Annotated in this window: 19 protein-coding genes; 12 read left to right on the top strand and 7 right to left on the bottom strand. The window is 45.5% G+C overall.

The features are described 5' to 3' along the window. Nucleotides 1-104: 104 nt before the first annotated feature. From gpmI to NTX76_01455, 4 genes are read left to right on the top strand one after another with little or no spacing between them, the layout of a single operon-like run. On the top strand, nucleotides 105-1,619 hold the full coding sequence (gpmI, locus tag NTX76_01470; GenBank protein MCX7337939.1) for a 2,3-bisphosphoglycerate-independent phosphoglycerate mutase: 1,515 nt from the start codon (nucleotides 105-107) through the stop codon (nucleotides 1,617-1,619). After that, complete coding sequence (locus NTX76_01465) at nucleotides 1,616-2,596, top strand: peptidoglycan DD-metalloendopeptidase family protein (protein ID MCX7337938.1); 981 nt, start codon at nucleotides 1,616-1,618, stop codon at nucleotides 2,594-2,596. Before gpmI ends, NTX76_01465 begins: the two co-directional genes overlap by 4 nt. After that, a complete protein-coding gene (locus NTX76_01460) occupies nucleotides 2,593-3,354 on the top strand; it encodes a hypothetical protein (GenBank protein ID MCX7337937.1) in 762 nt (253 codons plus the stop codon). The genes NTX76_01465 and NTX76_01460 overlap by 4 nt, the downstream gene beginning before the upstream one ends. Further along, on the top strand, nucleotides 3,351-3,845 hold the full coding sequence (locus NTX76_01455) for an RNA pyrophosphohydrolase (protein MCX7337936.1): 495 nt from the start codon (nucleotides 3,351-3,353) through the stop codon (nucleotides 3,843-3,845). Before NTX76_01460 ends, NTX76_01455 begins: the two co-directional genes overlap by 4 nt. Before the next feature lie 3 nt (nucleotides 3,846-3,848). On the opposite strand, the gene NTX76_01450 is transcribed toward NTX76_01455, so the two are convergent. From NTX76_01450 to NTX76_01440, 3 genes are read right to left on the bottom strand one after another with little or no spacing between them, the layout of a single operon-like run. Beyond that, nucleotides 3,849-4,700, bottom strand: a complete 852-nt coding sequence (locus NTX76_01450; protein ID MCX7337935.1) for a mevalonate kinase — start codon at nucleotides 4,698-4,700, stop codon at nucleotides 3,849-3,851. Continuing rightward, a complete protein-coding gene (locus tag NTX76_01445) occupies nucleotides 4,700-5,680 on the bottom strand; it encodes a diphosphomevalonate decarboxylase (GenBank protein MCX7337934.1) in 981 nt (326 codons plus the stop codon). Before NTX76_01445 ends, NTX76_01450 begins: the two co-directional genes overlap by 1 nt. A 6-nt stretch (nucleotides 5,681-5,686) precedes the next feature. Further along, nucleotides 5,687-6,580 (bottom strand): hypothetical protein, encoded by an 894-nt coding sequence (locus tag NTX76_01440; GenBank protein ID MCX7337933.1) that lies wholly within the window; start codon nucleotides 6,578-6,580, stop codon nucleotides 5,687-5,689. Between the two features lie 130 nt (nucleotides 6,581-6,710). Here NTX76_01440 and NTX76_01435 point away from each other — a divergent pair, with 130 nt between their 5' ends. The 7 genes from NTX76_01435 to NTX76_01405 all read left to right on the top strand — a co-directional run bounded on the left by NTX76_01435 (nucleotide 6,711) and on the right by NTX76_01405 (nucleotide 12,622). After that, nucleotides 6,711-7,133: a hypothetical protein gene (locus NTX76_01435; GenBank protein ID MCX7337932.1), complete on the top strand. Its 423-nt coding sequence runs from the start codon at nucleotides 6,711-6,713 to the stop codon at nucleotides 7,131-7,133. Nucleotides 7,134-7,353: 220 nt separating this feature from the next. Further along, nucleotides 7,354-7,929 (top strand): ubiquinol-cytochrome c reductase iron-sulfur subunit, encoded by a 576-nt coding sequence (petA, locus tag NTX76_01430; GenBank protein MCX7337931.1) that lies wholly within the window; start codon nucleotides 7,354-7,356, stop codon nucleotides 7,927-7,929. 5 nt (nucleotides 7,930-7,934) lie between these two features. After that, the gene (locus NTX76_01425; GenBank protein MCX7337930.1) at nucleotides 7,935-9,104 is read left to right on the top strand and encodes a cytochrome b/b6; all 1,170 of its coding nucleotides are present in this window, start codon (nucleotides 7,935-7,937) and stop codon (nucleotides 9,102-9,104) included. 3 nt (nucleotides 9,105-9,107) lie between these two features. Further along, the gene (locus NTX76_01420) at nucleotides 9,108-9,854 is read left to right on the top strand and encodes a cytochrome c1 (GenBank protein ID MCX7337929.1); all 747 of its coding nucleotides are present in this window, start codon (nucleotides 9,108-9,110) and stop codon (nucleotides 9,852-9,854) included. Nucleotides 9,855-9,986: 132 nt separating this feature from the next. Next, nucleotides 9,987-10,589, top strand: coding sequence for a hypothetical protein (locus NTX76_01415; GenBank protein ID MCX7337928.1), 603 nt, complete (start codon nucleotides 9,987-9,989; stop codon nucleotides 10,587-10,589). A gap of 24 nt (nucleotides 10,590-10,613) precedes the next feature. Next, nucleotides 10,614-11,309 carry a hypothetical protein gene (locus NTX76_01410; protein MCX7337927.1) on the top strand — a complete coding sequence of 232 codons (696 nt, stop codon included), beginning with the start codon at nucleotides 10,614-10,616 and terminating at the stop codon, nucleotides 11,307-11,309. Nucleotides 11,310-11,323: 14 nt separating this feature from the next. Beyond that, complete coding sequence (locus NTX76_01405) at nucleotides 11,324-12,622, top strand: hydroxymethylglutaryl-CoA reductase, degradative (GenBank protein MCX7337926.1); 1,299 nt, start codon at nucleotides 11,324-11,326, stop codon at nucleotides 12,620-12,622. A 27-nt stretch (nucleotides 12,623-12,649) separates the two neighbouring features. On the opposite strand, the gene NTX76_01400 is transcribed toward NTX76_01405, so the two are convergent. The 3 genes from NTX76_01400 to phaZ form a co-directional block, all read right to left on the bottom strand. After that, nucleotides 12,650-13,177: a rhodanese-like domain-containing protein gene (locus NTX76_01400; GenBank protein ID MCX7337925.1), complete on the bottom strand. Its 528-nt coding sequence runs from the start codon at nucleotides 13,175-13,177 to the stop codon at nucleotides 12,650-12,652. Next, nucleotides 13,177-14,529 (bottom strand): glutamate--tRNA ligase, encoded by a 1,353-nt coding sequence (gene gltX / locus NTX76_01395; GenBank protein MCX7337924.1) that lies wholly within the window; start codon nucleotides 14,527-14,529, stop codon nucleotides 13,177-13,179. Before gltX ends, NTX76_01400 begins: the two co-directional genes overlap by 1 nt. 86 nt (nucleotides 14,530-14,615) lie before the next feature. Continuing rightward, a complete protein-coding gene (gene phaZ, locus NTX76_01390) occupies nucleotides 14,616-15,854 on the bottom strand; it encodes a polyhydroxyalkanoate depolymerase (protein ID MCX7337923.1) in 1,239 nt (412 codons plus the stop codon). Nucleotides 15,855-15,972: 118 nt separating this feature from the next. Here phaZ and NTX76_01385 point away from each other — a divergent pair, with 118 nt between their 5' ends. Beyond that, nucleotides 15,973-16,914, top strand: a complete 942-nt coding sequence (locus tag NTX76_01385) for a lysylphosphatidylglycerol synthase transmembrane domain-containing protein (protein MCX7337922.1) — start codon at nucleotides 15,973-15,975, stop codon at nucleotides 16,912-16,914. 7 nt (nucleotides 16,915-16,921) lie between these two features. Here the strand turns inward: NTX76_01385 and NTX76_01380 are convergent, their stop codons facing one another. Continuing rightward, the gene (locus NTX76_01380) at nucleotides 16,922-17,836 is read right to left on the bottom strand and encodes an arginase (GenBank protein MCX7337921.1); all 915 of its coding nucleotides are present in this window, start codon (nucleotides 17,834-17,836) and stop codon (nucleotides 16,922-16,924) included. Between the last annotated feature and the right edge of the window lie 7 nt (nucleotides 17,837-17,843).

Genomic DNA, 17,843 nt, shown 5'->3' with positions numbered 1-17,843 from the left:
TTATAAAATTTTAACTAATTCAAAGCAAGGTTTATTTTTGCACGGTTCCTATGGACACAAAAATTTGGTAGTCTTTAAAGAAAACTGAAAGAAATTTTCCTAGCATGACTATCACCAAAAAACTCGTTCTCTGCATCCTGGATGGATGCGGCATTAGCCCCGAAAAAACGAACAATGGCCTGTCCGAGGCTGTCAATCTGGACAGACTGACCCAGCAGTACCCCTCTGCCACCATACAGGCATCGGAACAGTTTGTTGGCTTACCAAAAGGTCAGATGGGCAATTCAGAGGTCGGCCACATGTCGATCGGCCTTGGGCGGCTTATTATGCAGGACTTGCCACGAATTGACCAAGCAATTCAAAATGGTGACCTTGAAACCAATCCCAAAGTTAGGACATTGATTGAAAAGATAAAAGCAACCGGCGGGGCCTGTCATTTGCTTGCGCTTTTGTCCCCGGGCGGCGTTCATTCCCACCAGGATCATCTTTTTGCCATTGCGCGTTTTTTGGCCACCAAGGAAATCCCGGTCAAGATTCATGTTTTCCTGGATGGTAGAGACACCCCCCCACAAAGTGCTTTGGATTATTGCGCAGAGCTTCAAGAGCTCACGAATGCCGTTGCCACCATTGGGGGGCGTTATTTTGCGATGGATCGGGACAAACGCTGGGAACGGGTTTTGCCCGCATACGATGCGATGGTTTTGGGGAAATCCCCCCATCATTTCTCAACACCAGAATCGGCCATTAAGTTTTTTTATGACACGGGTATTACAGATGAATTTATTCCATCGTCACTCATCGGGTTGTATTCGGGCATGAACGATGGCGATGCCCTGTGGATGATTAACTTTCGGGCCGATCGTGCGCGGCAAATATTGACATCGCTCTTGTGTGATGATTTTGGCGAATTCAAACGGGAACGGATCGTTCAATTTTCAGCAACCTTGGGAATGGCTGAATATGCAGCATCATTAACGCCATTGATCCCGTCTGTTTTTGACAAGGTACCCCTTTGCAATGGATTGGGCGAAATTATTGCACAGCACGGTGGGTGTCAACTGCGCCTTGCTGAAACGGAGAAATACGCCCACGTCACGTTCTTTTTTAATGGTGGACGGGAATTGCCCTTTGACGGGGAAGATCGCATCTTAATACCATCGCCAAAGGTTGCCACATATGATCTGTGTCCGCCCATGTCAGCAGACAAGGTCACGGAACAGCTTTTGAAAGCCATGAATGATTCAGAACATCAATTGATCGTTGTGAACTATGCAAACCTTGATATGGTGGGACATACAGGGATCCAGCCTGCGATTATGGGGGCTGCACACACGATTGATTCGATCTTGGCAATACTCGAAGAAACGGCACTAGCAAAGGATTGGACCCTGATTGTTACGGCTGATCACGGGAATGCCGAACAAATGGTTGATGAGTTAGGGCGCCCACACACTGCTCACACCTGCAACCCGGTCCCCTTTATCATTATCAATGCACCCCATAAAATATCACTGACAGCGGGCGGAACCTTATGTGACATCGCACCAACTGTTTTAACCCTGCTTGATTTACCGATCCCACCAGAAATGGATGGCCGATCATTGGTGGTAATGGCGTGAAAAGAATCCTATGTTTTGTTTGGATTGTTGTGCTGTATGGCCCGGCGGTGGCAGCCGAATCGGTTGGCGTGGATCTGGTGGCAACAACCAAGCAATTACAGGACCTAGAAGACTCACTAACCAAAACAGAGGCTGTCTTGTTGGATCTGGTTCAACGGGAACATCTGTTGTTGGAAAGGGCAATGATACAACAACATCGCATGATGGCAACGCTTCGCAATCTAAAGCATTGGACCGAATATTCCCCCATATTGATTTTGTTGTCTTATTTTTCGTTGCAGGACGTTGTGCACTGTTCCCTGTTGTTGCAAGCGCTGTCACCGGTACTGCAGGATCAAAAAAAATATGCCCTGGATTTTGCCAAGACAATTGACACCATCCGACAAACTATCAAGGGGGAGGAAAAACACATTTTCGAAACCAAATGTCGTTATCAGGCTTTATTGATGGATCAATCCCGTTTGTTTGAAAAAAAATACGCCCTGACCGGTCATACGATTCAGCCGGAAAACAACACCCAATCCTTAACTATCGAAAAAGCTATTGAAACTATTTTGAAACCCCTTCCGGGTAAAATCCCTCAACCGACGAATCGAGATCAGAAAAGTTTGGTTTTGCAATTACCGGCCGTTGGTGAAATTGCTCCCCCTCAACAGGGGAAAGATTTATCCCTGAAAATAACAACGCGATCCGAAGCCCAAGTCGTCAGCCCATGGCATGGTTCGGTCGTTTATAGTGGAATGATAAAAGAGTACGGCCAAACGGTTATTTTGCAACAAGATGATTTTTTGGTAATTTTGGGCAATCTTGGCAGTATTTGTTGCCATCCGGGGGATACCTTATTACCTGGGGAGCCAATTGGGTGTGCAGTGCAGACGGACCCCGCTGCTGCAAAGCCGGATTTGCGTGTGGAGCTAAGACTAGGATGGCAACAACTTGACCCACGTCCCTATCTAGCATCAGGATCAAAAAAATGAAACGTTTATGGATCGCGATTTTTATTTTATGTCTTTTAATTGGAATAAAGGTAATTTTGTTTTCAGAGCCATCAAAAACGAAAGACCAAAAACCAGAGGCCTTTCCCATTGAATTTGCATCCAGCACGCGGTATGTAAGGGGAGGTAAAAGCTTTGGAAAACCAAAAATTCAAATCATTGTTCATAATTCTGGATCCACCGCCCTTGCGCAAACGGTTTTGGAGAGTTTGCCCAGCGATGCAGCAATTGTTGTTGAATCCATCGATTTGGATACTATAAAGCGTATCAAGGACCAGGGAAATGCATTATTATTATCTCTGCCAAATGGGTCAGACATATCAGAAAAACAGTTGAGGGAATGGTATCAGGACCTCAGGGGTTCCTTATTTGGCTTTATGATCGCGGGGCCGTTTTTGCGGGATGCAGCCACTCTTCAAAAGATTACTTTGTTTTGCAAGCAGAATGGTTTGGCTTTGTTCTTTTCGGAACCTGGGCGTCAGATGTCTTTGTTTTGTCATGATAACGGTATCCGGTGCTATGGTGGGGATATGGCTATCAATCCAACCGATACCCTAGAGATCGCCAAAAAGAAACTGGGCGCCACCGTGGACCTTGCCCAAAAACAAGGTTACAGCGTTATAACGATTTCCATCCTGACGAAAGAATTTTCCACTCTTTTTTTCGGGTGGCTAGGCAGTTTAAATGGAAAGGGGGTTGAATTGATTTCCTTTAAAAATACACAAGGTGAAATAAAGTGACAAAAGATAAAATAACAGATAAAAAAGAACGTTTAATTGTTGGATTAATGATTGTCAACGCAGATAAGCATGTTTTCGTTGGCAGACGGTTCGATTGCAAGGATACAAAATTTGATTCCTGGCAAATGCCACAAGGGGGGATCGACCCCGGTGAAATACCCAGCGAGACTGCCTTTAGGGAAATGAAGGAAGAAATCGGATGTAACAATGCGGATATCATCGCAGAATCCACCGAATGGTATTCGTATCAGTTTCCAAAAGAATTACAATCCAAACTATGGAATGGACATTTTGATGGGAACAAACAACGCTGGTTTCTAATGCGGTTCCGGGGTCAAGATGCCGATATTAATCTGAACCTCACGGACCACCCCGAATTCATCGAATGGAAATGGGTACATTATTCATTACTGACAGAACTTATTGTGCCATTCAAACGCGAAGTTTATACGCAGGCTGTCCAAGAATTTTCTTGGTATTTCGAATCTTGATCATCAGAACAAAGGGATTAATCCATCAATGGCGGGTGGGTGCTCTGCCCACAGGCTAATCACACTGCCGCCAAGCCCAGCGCCCGTTGGTTTAATGGCTAATGGCGAATGCCCCCTTAGGGCCTGCATAGCATCATAAAGGGGTTGATTAACCAATCCCCAATCATAAAAACAATCACACGCCTGGTTCAGGGACGCTGCCAAAAGGGGTAGGCCATCCTGTTTATCTAAGGACAAAGCATCTTTTGCCATGTCGGTTGCATGGTGCATTTTATGATCGATTTGCTGACCCAAGGTCGGATTTTGTTCGTTCAGGTGTCGGACGATTTCAATGGCTTTCGACGTATCCTTTGGTACCGACAGCAGCGAAAGACAAATCAAGGGTTTCCAGGTTTGTTGGATTGGGGTCGGATCGCGGTCATGTTGGTAATAGACTCCGGTAGTTGAAAATGACCCCAGGATATCAAGACCACTACTACATCCATGAAAGACATCCTCTAATCGGCAACAAAATTCAAAAAGCTGTTCGCGCTGCACCCATCCCTTGTAAAGGAACCATTGCCCAACCACATGACACAGGGCGGCCGATGACCCAAGGCCAAAGCCCAATGGAATATTCCCTTCGATCAAAAAATCCCCCGTGATCGCATTTAGTGATTTTCCAAGGATGGCACACCCTTTCATGAGCGTGTTTTTTAACGGTTTAATCAGGGAATCCCCCAACAATGCCAGGCCAGAATCAGTGTACGATAATTTGACATAAAAATGAGGAAGTGGAAAAACAATCGCTGGATGCCCCCTTAGGACGGCATGCTCCCCCGTCAAAATCCATTTTCCTGATGCCAGAAATTCCATCACGTGACCCTTATATGGGGTGATGCCAAAACCTGAAACTTTGTGCGCAAATCAGTAAAAACAGTTTGGGCGAATTCAACCTGATCAGGGCGCCACAAAAGATGAACATTGGGCCCGGCATCCATTGTGGCCAGCGGACCATCGCCGTGCATTTCCCAAATTTCGCGCACCTTCATCAAAATTTCAATGGACTGGGGCGTAAAGTACCCAAAGGCTGGATTGGAGGTTTCAAACAAACAATGCATATCCCAAAAATCACCCCACACAAGATGAAATGCATCCTGCCAATTTTGGGCATTCAGGGCGTTGATCAGGTCGCGCAGGCCATTTTTCGCCCTATCGGCACGGGTAGAAAACAACGGGCTGGTCAAGACACGTTGATGCGCTGCGCTTGAGGATACTTTTTTCTGTGCCTGGCAAATAATAACTGCCATATGAATTAAATCATCATAAGGGAAATTAATGGGCGATACATGATCCCCCTCCCACATAACAAACGGCCCCATGAACGACCGACAGGATGATCCTGATCCCTTGGCGGACAAAAGCGGCATGGTATCGAGGCTTAAAAGCGCGTCAGGGGCAAAAAGGTCTGCCAACGCCATCAATGTACAGTGCGTCAATGCGGCAAAGCTGCTGGCTGAACTGGCCAATCCACAATCGGATGGAAAATTATTGGCTGATCGAACCGTAAAGTACGGCGTATGCTCCCCGTCCATTGCGTATTGACACAGAAATGAAATATGATTCAAAAATCGTTCTTTTTGTACAGGGGTCAAATCCGGAACGAATGGAAAATCTGGATCAATCAGCGGTTCCCAAACGTTTTGCTTTCGATCCGAAGAATAGTCAAGCTCCACCTTGGTTCTGCAATGATCAAGCGTGAATGAAAGCGATGGGTTGGTTGGTTTTCCACTGCCGATCTTGCCCATATATTTAATAAGCGCCAAGTTTGCAGGTGCCGATGTCGTCCATTTCATAACGCGTTACTCTTTTTCAATGACGACCCCACATTCCTTAAATCCAAAACCACCAGCCGCAACAACGGTTAATTTTTCCTGGTGAAGGTATTTTTCTACCGCATTTCTTTGGTGTGTTTCAACCAAAATCATCATCGTATCAGCGCCCATGGCTCCGCACCCCTTTGCCGCCACAACCCCGGGATGCTGACGGATTTCTTGGGCGAGGTCATAAACATCCAAAAGGGACAAATCCTGTTTCATCAATAAATGTGAGTATTCGGTGAATGACCGTACAAATTCCGCCGCATCTCCGTTGTGAACAGCAGCCAGAGCGTTCGCTGCAACGGAGGCCAAATCGGGATAGGCGGTCGCAACACGCTTGGCCAGACTATCATCCGCAAGGTGGTCATGCGTTGGAACCTTGTGGGGTGTTTTCAGTATAATAAAGTCAATATCCTGAAAGGGCCACGCGTGGGACTGAGTCATAGATTCATGACTTGCCACAAGCCCACCCTGGATTTGCGCCACAAAATCGGCCCCACTTGGGGAAATTCCACGCCCATCCCAAGCATACTTTTTATAATCCCCAAGGACCTGATGCATGTCCAAAATCGGCAAAGATCGTTTGTGTTTCCACAGATAAGCCGCAATAAATTCCGCTGTCGACGACCCAAACCCCCCTTTGGTACCATGCGGGTCATTCCAATAAAAACGATCTTGTTCAAAAAATTCGGGGTGGTGTGCACAAAATTTTCCGGCGGGGCTTTTGGGATGAAATGGGATGTCGGTAGGATTGGATTGTTTTTTGACCTGAATAACAAATCGTGGCCCCGTTGTTAAAACAAGACTATCCCCGCCCAATAAAGCACTATATTCTCCTATACAGAAAGTTTTACTGGGTACAGTGATTATCCACATAAGGATTTATACTCATTTAGTTTTGGTTTTGAAAAAAATTATGACGTCTTAACCCCATATTAACCATTATATGGTTTAATTAACACTGTAACCAGTTAACGCCTTCATTATTTTTTAAAAGGAATATCCCATGAAATTCGGAAAAAAGATTCTAATCGACACCATTAAGGTTGCATTATTATCAGCATCTTGTTTGACAGTGTCGCAACAGTTTTCCATTGCAGCAGATGACACAACAGAAGAGTCTGAGGAAAAAGGAAAGCATAAAGACAAGCCAGGTACAATCGTTGAACACTGCAAAAAGTTTGTAAAAAAAGAATTGGACACAGCAAGACCTAAAAAAGATCAAGAAGAATTCAAGTCCATACAAAGTCATTGCGGTAATATAATATCTGATTATAAAGACATTGCCGAAAAACATAAAGATGATGCTGATGAGAAAAAATCTACAAAGTCCGATGATGCTGATGAGAAAAAATCTACAAAGTCCGATGATGCTGAGGAGGATACCGAAAAGAAATCCAAGAAATCCGCCACTAAAGACAAAGATTAATACGATCATTATTGCGATCTAGCATCATTTTTGCATGATTTTCCACAAAACAAACCCCCGTCACCCCGTGGCTTGACCACGGGGTCCATGTGGATCCCGCGATCAAGTCTCGGGAGGACGTGTGGAAGAATGATTGGGAAGGGATATATTTTGCCGTCTATGGCATTGCTATATAAGGACAATCTTATTAGAATGTAAGAAAAATTGTATAGGTCCTGCAATGTCTGATCATTCCACAAAACCCCCTGCCCCTGATGAGGGCGCTTGCGATTCAGCAAATCCAACACGGCGTGATTTTCTGACACTGACTGCCTGTGCCGTTGGGGCCGTTGGTGTTGGTGCGACAGCCCTTCCCTTTATTGGCAGCATGAATCCAGCCGCGGACGTTTTGGCGTTAGCATCGATTGATGTTCCCTTATCAGATATTAAACCCGGGCAAAGCCTAACCCTTATGTGGCGCGGAAAGCCCGTCTTTATCCGCCACAGAACAGCCGCCGACATAAAAACTGCCAATGAAACACCGCTGAAATCCTTGCCAGATCCAGAAACCGACCAGGAACGATTTACAAAAGATCCAAAATGGCTGGTCGTTGTCGGGGTTTGTACGCACCTGGGCTGTGTGCCGACCGAGGTTAAAGCCCCCTCCCTCGATTCTGCCACCGGTGCGTGGATTTGTCCCTGTCATGGATCACGGTATGATATTTCTGGCCGCGTGATCAGTGGGCCTGCTCCAAAAAATCTGGAAATCCCCCCCTATCAATTTATTAATAATGGTTCTGTTCTGCGTATTGGATAATAATAATGACCATAACAAAGTGGATTGATGATCGCTTACCCGTATTTACATTCATAAAAAAAGGACTGGGGGATTATCCAACACCAAAGAATTTAAATTATTTGTGGAATTTTGGATCCCTGGCTGGGATTACCCTGGTCATTATGATCATCAGCGGCATATTCCTGGCGATGCATTATGTGCCCCATGTTGACAACGCATTCGATAGTGTCGAACGGATCATGCGCGATGTGAACGGGGGATGGTTAATTCGATACATCCATATGAACGGTGCATCGATGTTTTTCATTGTCGTTTACATCCATATGCTAAGGGGGCTTTATTATGGATCCTACAAATCCCCGCGTGAATTACTGTGGATATTGGGGGTCGTGATTCTTTTGTTGATGATGGCAACAGCCTTTATGGGATACGTCCTTCCCTGGGGACAGATGAGCTTTTGGGGCGCCACTGTAATCACTAATTTATTCTCAGCCCTCCCATTTGGGGATTCGATCGTCCATTGGTTATTGGGCGGCTTTTCTGTTGGCAATCCAACGCTGAATCGTTTTTTTGCCCTGCATTATTTATTTCCATTTATCATTGTTGCTGTAAGCTGCCTTCATATGGTCGCATTACACCAATTCGGATCCAATAATCCGGTCGGTATTGATCGACAAAAACCCAACGACAGCATCCCCTTTCACCCCTATTACACGATTAAGGACTTGTTTGGATTGGGTGTATATTTGTGTATCTATGCCTTTTTTGTTTTTTTTGCCCCTAATTTTTTTGGGGAACCTGACAACTATATCATGGCTAACCCGTTGATGACGCCGCCCCATATTGTGCCAGAATGGTATTTTCTGCCTTTTTATGCAATCTTACGATCAATCCCCAGCAAGCTGGGTGGCGTTTTGGCAATGTTCGGGGCTGTCTTTGTGCTTTTTATCCTTCCCTGGTTGGATACCAATCCCATCCGGAGCGCGCGATTCCGCCCCATATACAAGCATTTATTTTGGGTCTTTGTCGTGAATTGTTTCGTGTTGGGATGGATCGGCGCAAAACCCCCTGAAGGGATCTACCTAACCATTGGGCGCCTTGCAACGGCTTATTATTTCATCCACTTTTTGATTTTATTACCCCTGTTGGGAAAAATAGAGCCAAGACCAACCCTTCCCACAAGTTTGGATTAAATCATGCCCTATATCATCGCCATCCTCATTGCAGGATGCTTCGCCGCCCTTGCCGAAACGCCAACATCTGCACCACCCAAGCAGGCCTGGACGTTTACTGGTCCATTTGGCACCTTTAAAAAAGAGTCACTGCAGCGCGGGTTCCAGGTTTACAAAGAAGTTTGCTCATCCTGCCACAGCCTGAAACGAATTCATTACCGTGATTTATCGGCCCTAGGGTTTAAAGAAGGCGAAATCAAAGCAATCGCCGCCGATTATGATGTGATGGATGGCCCCAATGCCGAGGGAAATCCTTTTAAAAGAAAGGCCCTGCCAGCAGATGCATTTCCGTCACCCTACCCCAACGATAACGCCGCGCGAACAGCAAACAATGGGGCATTACCCCCTGATTTATCCTTGATTATAAAGGCTAGAAAAAACGGAGCTGACTATATTCATGCACTGCTAACGGGGTATGCAACCCCCCCATTGGGTGTTACTGTTGAACCTGGACATCACTATAACCCCTATTTCCCCGGGGGTCAGATCGCAATGACGCCCCCCCTGACTGATGGACAGGTGGCGTATGCCGACAATACAAAGGCGATCGTGGATCAAATGGCCCATGATGTCGTAACGTTCCTGGCATGGGCGGCGGAGCCTGAAATGGAGCACCGCAAACAACTGGGGGTCAAAGCTTTGTTGTACCTGGCCTTTATGACCCTGATTTTTTATGCCACCATGCGCAAAATCTGGAAAGAGGTTAAATAAAGACATCCGCTCAAAATCAAATCAACCCCCGTTAACGTTAAATTAATAATTCCTTTCTATTTCTAGTGTTAAGTATCTGATGATAATAGCCTTCATCGGATAATCACCGCTAGTAATAGAAAGGTAAAAATCATGAATGCATTCATACGATTGACAAGCATGATGCTAATCACGGGCGAAATCGTTTACGCAGCAGATGATTCCCTAAGCCCGAACCCATTCAGTGAAAAATTACTATCATCCTCAACCCTTCTTTCCCCTATTGCCATCAGACCCCCAATCGATACCGAACAAGAAACAGATCAAAATAATCATCACCGTCATGTAAAAAAGGAGGATGAAAATCCGTTGACCTATATGGTGGAGGCTCGTGAAGCCCAAAAAAACGGGCAACCAGATGAAGCCATCAAATTGTACCAACGGGCCGCCAAGCTCTTTGAAAGAAAGTCCATGATAACCGACAACATCTTGTATCTACACCATGCTGCCGATGCATCCCGATATGCCGGATACGAGTTGTTAAAAAAAGCCGCACGTCAAGATGTGGAGACCAATAAAAACGAGACTGCTGGCCTGGGTGGGAGGCTTTTTCTGGGAAAATCATCCCATCCAAGTCTTTTTGATCTGGCAGCAGAAGATTACCGCCGAGCCGGGGACGAACCCATGGCAAAGCTCATGGATGAGCAAGCAAAAAGCATGCGTACAAAAACAAGCACTAGCAAACAGTCAAAATAAAATCTTTATAGAAAGGTTATGTTTATGAAACATTTAACAAAAATGGTGAGTATCCTTTTTCTTGTAAATGATTCCGGATATGCCTCGGATGATTCCCCCTCCTCTTCGTTTAGTAACGAGTCATCCTTTTCAAGGTCGAGCAGCGCGTCCCTTGTTCCGTTTGGTCCATTGGACGAAGACATAAGGGAAAAAGGTGCCAGAGATTACATGATGGATGCCTACAAGGCGCAAAAAGAAAACAACAAAGCCGAGGCGAAAGCATTCTTAATAAAGGCCGGAAAGCTATACGAAGAAGAAGCACAAAAAAGCGGGGGGAGGATCTTTCATTGGCAATGTGCCGCCAATGCATACAGAGAAGCCGGACAAGAAGGAAAGGCCATAAGATTATTACAAAAAGCAGGCGACCTGTATATCGAAGACGCGAATATAACAAGCGACCCCATCATCAGGGCAAATCTACTTATGACCGCAGGCGAATTATATGCCGATACCCACGATGAGGAGGAGGCCACAAAAACATTTACCCTGGCAGCAGAATTATATGCGTCCGAAGCCAAAGAAAGCCGAGAATGGCACCTGTATGAAAATGCTGCAAATGCTTACAAAAAAGCAGGAAGGGATTCCTTGGCGAAATCGATGAATGACCTGTTAGAGATTGCCAGTGTTTCCATTTTGGTGGGATATAATACAGAATATAATGTATCATATTGGTTTCTTTAAAGGATTCGATCCAAATGCCCAACCCCAGTAAAAAATCAGCAATCACAGACTGTTTCAAGGGCTTATCCCTGTTAACGCCCCAGGAACGCCTGGACCGACTTGTTCAAGGTGGATTTCTGAACGACGTCGATGGGGGCTATTTTTTAAAAACAGTGTCCCCCGATCTTTTGGAGCTTTTCGATCATTTCATTGAGAATAGCATCGGTGGCTTTACGTTGCCATTGGGATTTGCGCCGTATTTCCGCATTGATAATAAGGACTATGTCATTCCCATGGCTGTTGAGGAAACATCCGTGATTGCTGCCGCCTCTAAAACGGCGAAATGGATTCGTCAACACGGACACATCACAACAGCAAGTCTGGGCAATGAAATCGTTGGTCAGATTCAAATTGCCCGTGTCCAAAATGCTGAATCCTTGTCCGGCGCCATTGAAACCAATAAAAATATGTTGATCGAATTGGCGCATCAACATGTCCTGGGGAGTCTGGTCAAGCGTGGGGGCGGTATCCGGGATATACATCTTCGGAAAATTCAGCGCCCCGATGGTGATGTGATGGCGGTTATTCATGTGCATTTGGACCCCTGTGATGCGATGGGGGCCAACCTTATCACCCAAGCTTGCGAATATTTAGCCGGGCCCATTCACGACTTGACTGGCGAGGATGTTTCTATTTGTATTTTATCAAATCTGTCGATGCACAAACGTGTTAAGGTGCAAATTATTTTGCCCTCTATCGACCGGGATTTGGCCTGTAAATTGGAAGAACTATCTCTGTTTGCGGAGCTTGACCCCTATCGTGCAGTCACCCATAACAAGGGGATCATGAATGGAATTGATGCCGTTCTGATCGCCACTGGAAATGATTGGCGCGCTGTTGAGGGTGGTCTTCACGCCTTTGCCGCGCACAATGGATCATACAAACCATTAACCCGCTGGACACGCGTTGGGGCAGAGCTGATTGGTGAATTCGATGGCCCCATTATGGTTGGGACAGTGGGTGGTGTTACAAACCTTCACCCAACAGCCCGTGCGTGTTTACGTCTTTTGGGAATTACAAAATCCCAGGAACTGGCCCGGATTGTGGCCGCCGTTGGCTTGGTGCAAAACCTGGGAGCCATGATGGCCCTTGTTAACGGGGGCATTATGCGGGGGCACATGCGATTGCATATACAGAATATCATTCTTGGCACAGATGCGACCCCTGATGAAAAACCTTTGTTAAAAAATAAACTTAAACAAAAATTAAAAGAACTAGGTAGGCTCTCAAACACTGATGCGCAAATAATTTTAGCCGAGATGCGAGGAGTGTGAGCCCTAATAATAGCCAGAATGCGGTCCTTATTTCTGGTTCCAGGGCATTTTCGTCAAAACCATCCCAAGGCCACACCACCCCGTAAAGCCAGCGATAATCAGTCCGATTCCCGGCATTGCCGTCACTAAATAGAAATAGGATGAAACGCCATATCCCAACAACAGGGTCAAAAGTATAAAAAGACCAGCCCCAATCTGAACCTGTTGGTCTAATGGCAAAACAGGAGAGGATGATTTTGTCGTGGGAAGCTCCGCCGCCCGCCAAGCCAGGATCCCACCCGCTAGATTACAAACCTCCAGCATTGGATCGTCGTCTAATAATTTTTCGCACGCAGAATAGCTTCGTTTTCCCGAATGACAATGAATGACGATTTTCCGACCTTTTATAGAGGGAAGATTTGTCATGGAAATTTGCGACAACGGAATGTGGTGAGATCCTGGAATCCGTTCTGCATTATATTCCGCCAGTTCACGCACATCAATCAGAACGGCAGCATTAGACTCCAACCATTTACGGACAGAATGCGGATCAATTTGCTTGATATCGTAAGCCATTATACGTGATTTTCCAATCTTTCTTTGGTTCGTTCATATCCCAAAAGTGGCAACAAATCCTTCATCTCTGGCCCATGATCCATGCCGGTCAAGGCTTGGCGCAGGGGCATATACAGGGCCTTTCCCTTGCGACCTGTTTCCGCCTTTATCGTATTTGTCCAAGTAAGCCACGTTTCAGTTGACCAAGGCGCAATGGGAAGGGATGCCAGAGCAACCCGCATGAAATCTTGGTCGCTATCGGTTATTACCAGGGACAAATTGCCATACAAAACCCCCTCCCAAACCAATACATCCTGAAGAGTTTGTATATTCCCCCGAATGACAATCCAGACATCCCCTGTAATATGAATCGCTCCCAGGTTTTTCAAACGATCCTGCACAAAATCATATGGCATTAGTTGCAATAGCTTGTGATCGAGAACTTTTAAATCATCTTCGTTAAAATGGGGTGGCGTTCTGCTAAATGTGCCCAAATCAAAATCGGCGGCCAAGGCATCAAGATCCAAAACAGGCTCCACCGGCAATGATGTCCCCAATCGTGCCAGCAAACTGTTAATCGCCATGGGTTCGATACCCGATTCTCTGAGCGTCCCAAGGCTAAGGCTGCCTAGCCGTTTTGATAACGCATGTCCTTGGGCATCCATCAAAAGCGTCGTGTGACCAAACGTTATAGTGACGGGCTGATCATTATTCAGCGCTTGAAATAATTGAATCTGGACGGCTGCATTTGTAACGTGATCCTCGCCCCGTAAAATATGGGTGATTGCAAAATCCAGATCATCCACAACCGATGTCAGCGTATAAAGGAATGCCCCATCGGCACGCACCAAAACAGGGTCGCTCAGGCGGTCGCCATGAAATTCCACGGGGCCACGAACCAGATCATGCCATTGGATCGGTCCGGGATTCAGCTGAAAGCGCCAATGCGGTTGAATTCCCTGGTTGACCGCGGTCGCTTTTTGTTCAGCCGTCAGGTGCAGCGCCGCCCGGTCGTAAATTGGGGGCTCGCCTTTTGCCAGCTGACGCTTTCGTTTGTAATCCAATTCTTCTGGTGTTTCATAACAGGGGTACAAACGCCCCGTATCAATCAGGCTTTGCATGGCTTGTTGATATCGGTCAAAGCGCTTTGATTGCTGGGCGAATTCGTGATGGTGCAGGCCAAGCCATGCTAAATCCTCCGCAATTGCTTGGGCATATCGATCCTCTGACCGGTCAAGGTCGGTGTCATCCAACCGCAACATAAAAACACCCTGGTGTTTTTTGGCAAACAACCAGTTAATCAGGGCAGCCCGTGCATTGCCAATATGAAGCAATCCTGTTGGGCTGGGAGCAAAGCGGACACGAACAGACATAAAATTCCATTATTTTTTTATTGAGTTTGGATATAACTATAATACGGCGCAGGACAAGCGTCAATCAATGGACGTTGGCTTGAGCCCTAATCCTTCCCAGAAAACTCGCGAATAAATACGGCTATTCGGGGCTGAATTTCCGTTCGCCACCGCTTTCCATTGAATATTCCATAATGACCCGCCTCGCTTTGCACATAGGATCGTTTGCGCGTTTGGGGAATTCCGGAACACAAATCATGTGCGGCGTATGTTTGACCAACATTGGAGATATCATCACGTTCCCCCTCCACCGTCATAAGGGCTGTTTTGGTGATCAGGGCTGGATCAACCAAACCTCCTCCCCACTGCATTATACCACGGGGCAAAGAATGATCATGAAACACATGATGAATGCAATCCAGATAATATTCGGCCGGCACATCCATAACAGATCGATATTCGTTATAAAAGGCACGTTGTTTGTCGGCGCTTTCGATATCGTTCTTAACAAGATTTACGAATAAATTGTATTGCGCCTCTTGATGGCGGTCTATATTCATAGACATAAAACCACTGAGCATAATAAAGCCCGGACAAACAAGTCGTCCATATCCCAAATGTCCAAAGGGCACATCCGTTACCAGATTGCGGCGGAACCAATCCAAATCATGTTCCTTTGCAAATTTACAGACAACACCCGGATTGATTCTGGTGTCAATCGGCCCTCCCATCAAAATCATAGATGCCGGCTGAGCCGAATTTTTTTGTTTGGCCAAAATTGAAACGGCAGCTAAAACCGGTACCGTTGATTGGCAGACAGCCAGTATATGAAGCCCATTGCCCAACCTGACAATTACATCCAAAAGATAGTCAATATATGTCTGTAAATCAAACCTTCCCTCTGACAGGGGAACACGGGATGCATCTTGCCAATCTGTGATATAGACATTGTGATCAGCGATCATCGCATCGACTGTATCTCGCAAAAGGGTCGTATAATGCCCGGATAGGGGGGCAACAATCAATACATTTGGTTCATCAGCGCCAATGATTTGTCCGTCTGTTGAGAATCGAATGAATTGTTTTATTTTGCAAAATGGTTTATCGATGATGGTTTTTTCCAGAATTTCGACGCCTTGTCCCGCCTTGGTTTTTGTATCAATACCAAACTCAGGACGACCAAATGAACGCGTCGATCGTTCCAGAATTTCATTAGAGGCCAACAAAAGCCGACCAAAAAATTCGTCCTTAAAAGGTAGGTGCTTTAAAAAAATCCCAGTTGCCTTGCTCCAAACATGGGCGGGCCATTGCGCAGCCTTTTTGAATTCATAAAGATGATATAACATAAATGTCCGTCTTTTACCTCAAGCCTCCCTATTAGGATATCAGATGAATCCTTAATAATTTATTTATTTTGATCTTTAAAAATGATATAGTCAATTCACACTAAAGATAGGAATCAATATGAACAAAGCATTTATTTTTTTCTTGGCCAAGATCGCAATAATCGCGATCATTGCTTATTTTTTATTAAATAATTTAAATATAGACCATGTCCGACAGGCATTAAAAAATGTTTCCTGGCAGACGATATGCTTTTGTTTTGTTCTTTTTTGGACTCAGGGCTTTCTGATGTCAAAGCGCTGGCAAAAAATTGTTTCAGCAAAATATGATGCACCCCCCATTCAAACAATGTGGCGCCTTAACTTGATTAGCTTCTTTGTGAATCAAGTCTTTCCAGGGTCGATTGGTGGAGACGTTTATCGCGGAATTATCCTAAAAAAATTCAATATTCCAACCTATTGGGCTGTTACAACCGTATTGATGGAACGATTTTACGGAATAACTGGATTCTGTATTTTGGTTTTTTTGTGCTTACCGTTTGAATGGCAAACCATGAACCAAACATACTTGGGTTCAATTGTTGTTCTAAGTATGGGTGGGGTTGCTGGATTAATCGCTGTAATACTGACGATCTCTCGATTACCATTCAAGCTACCAAAACAAGCAGACTATATTATTAATTTTTCCAATGATTTGTGGGATATCATTCATCAAACAAAAAACAATGCCCAAATTTTGGCTTATTCCACACTCTCCACCATTGTATATGCATTAGCTCCTTATCTTTTGGCACTGGATATGGGACTGAATATCACCTATCCGCAACTTTTGGTGGCCATGATCATATCAAGCATCGTGGAAACCATCCCCGTTTCCTTTGCTGGATGGGGAGTCCGAGAAGGGGCCCTGGTTGCAATTTTTGCCACCTATGGTATCTCCAAAGAACACAGCCTGTCTTTGTCGTTAATGCATGGTGTGATCTTTCTTTTGGCAACAACGCCGGGTTTGTTTTTATGGATTTTCGAAAAGAAAGACTTGATCATGGGCAAACAAGCCGACTAAATTTTTTTTATCCTCGTCTGGGGAATTCCAAAGCAGTCTTAATCAGCGCAAGCACAAGGTCCAGCGTGATGCCATCTTGGTCCTTGTCTGGATTAAACTCCGTTATTTCTAATGCTAAACAGTTGGGATCATGGGCAATCCCCTTGATTAGAGGGATAAGATCCGCCAGGTGAATGCCGTCAGGCTCCACAGTCCCTGTGCCGGGTGCCTCTGATGGGTCAAACGCATCAACATCAATACTGACCCCATAAAACGGTGTTGCTTTGGTTATATGCTGAAAGGCGTCGCGGTATGCTTTTTCTAGCCCCACAGTTTTCAGGTCTTTTTGAAAAAAGATTTTCACCTGTTGTTGATCCAAAAATTTCTTTTCTTTAGATTCAAAGCAACGGATCCCAAGTTGGGCAATCTGGTGAGGGTGAATTTTGGGTGAGCATTCCCCAAGATGTGTCCATTCTTTGGGTCCATGTCCCAACAATACTGCCAATGGCATTCCATGTGGATGCTGAGTGAAACTGGTTTCATGGGTGTGCGCATCCATGTGGGCATCAAACCATAACAGGCCGAAATCTTGCGCTGGCGATGCCATCTTAACACCGCTCCATGTACCCATAGCGATGGAATGGTCGCCGCCAATAATGATGGGAAAATAGTCGTTACGAATAAGCGTTTGAACAAGATCACACAGGCGCGTAGCAACATCAGTCACGTGTTCGCGCCGTTCCTTCAATTGATTTTTTGGTATTTTCTTTGTAACACTCAGGGTATCCGGATCGTTATCAACGGTGTAAAAAGCGGCGACTCCCTCGTTCTTGAAAAGTTCCGCTAGAAATGGACTAACACAGGCGGGACCATTGGCCGTACGCATGTCGGGCGCCCCCCAGCCACTGCTTACATATACAAACGCAATTTGTCGATTTATCATAAGACGC

Source organism: Alphaproteobacteria bacterium (assembly GCA_026400645.1).
In the GTDB taxonomy this organism is placed as follows: domain Bacteria; phylum Pseudomonadota; class Alphaproteobacteria; order Paracaedibacterales; family CAIULA01; genus JAPLOP01.
Note: the sequence above shows the minus strand (reverse complement) of the source record. Positions and strands in the feature narration are given on the sequence as shown.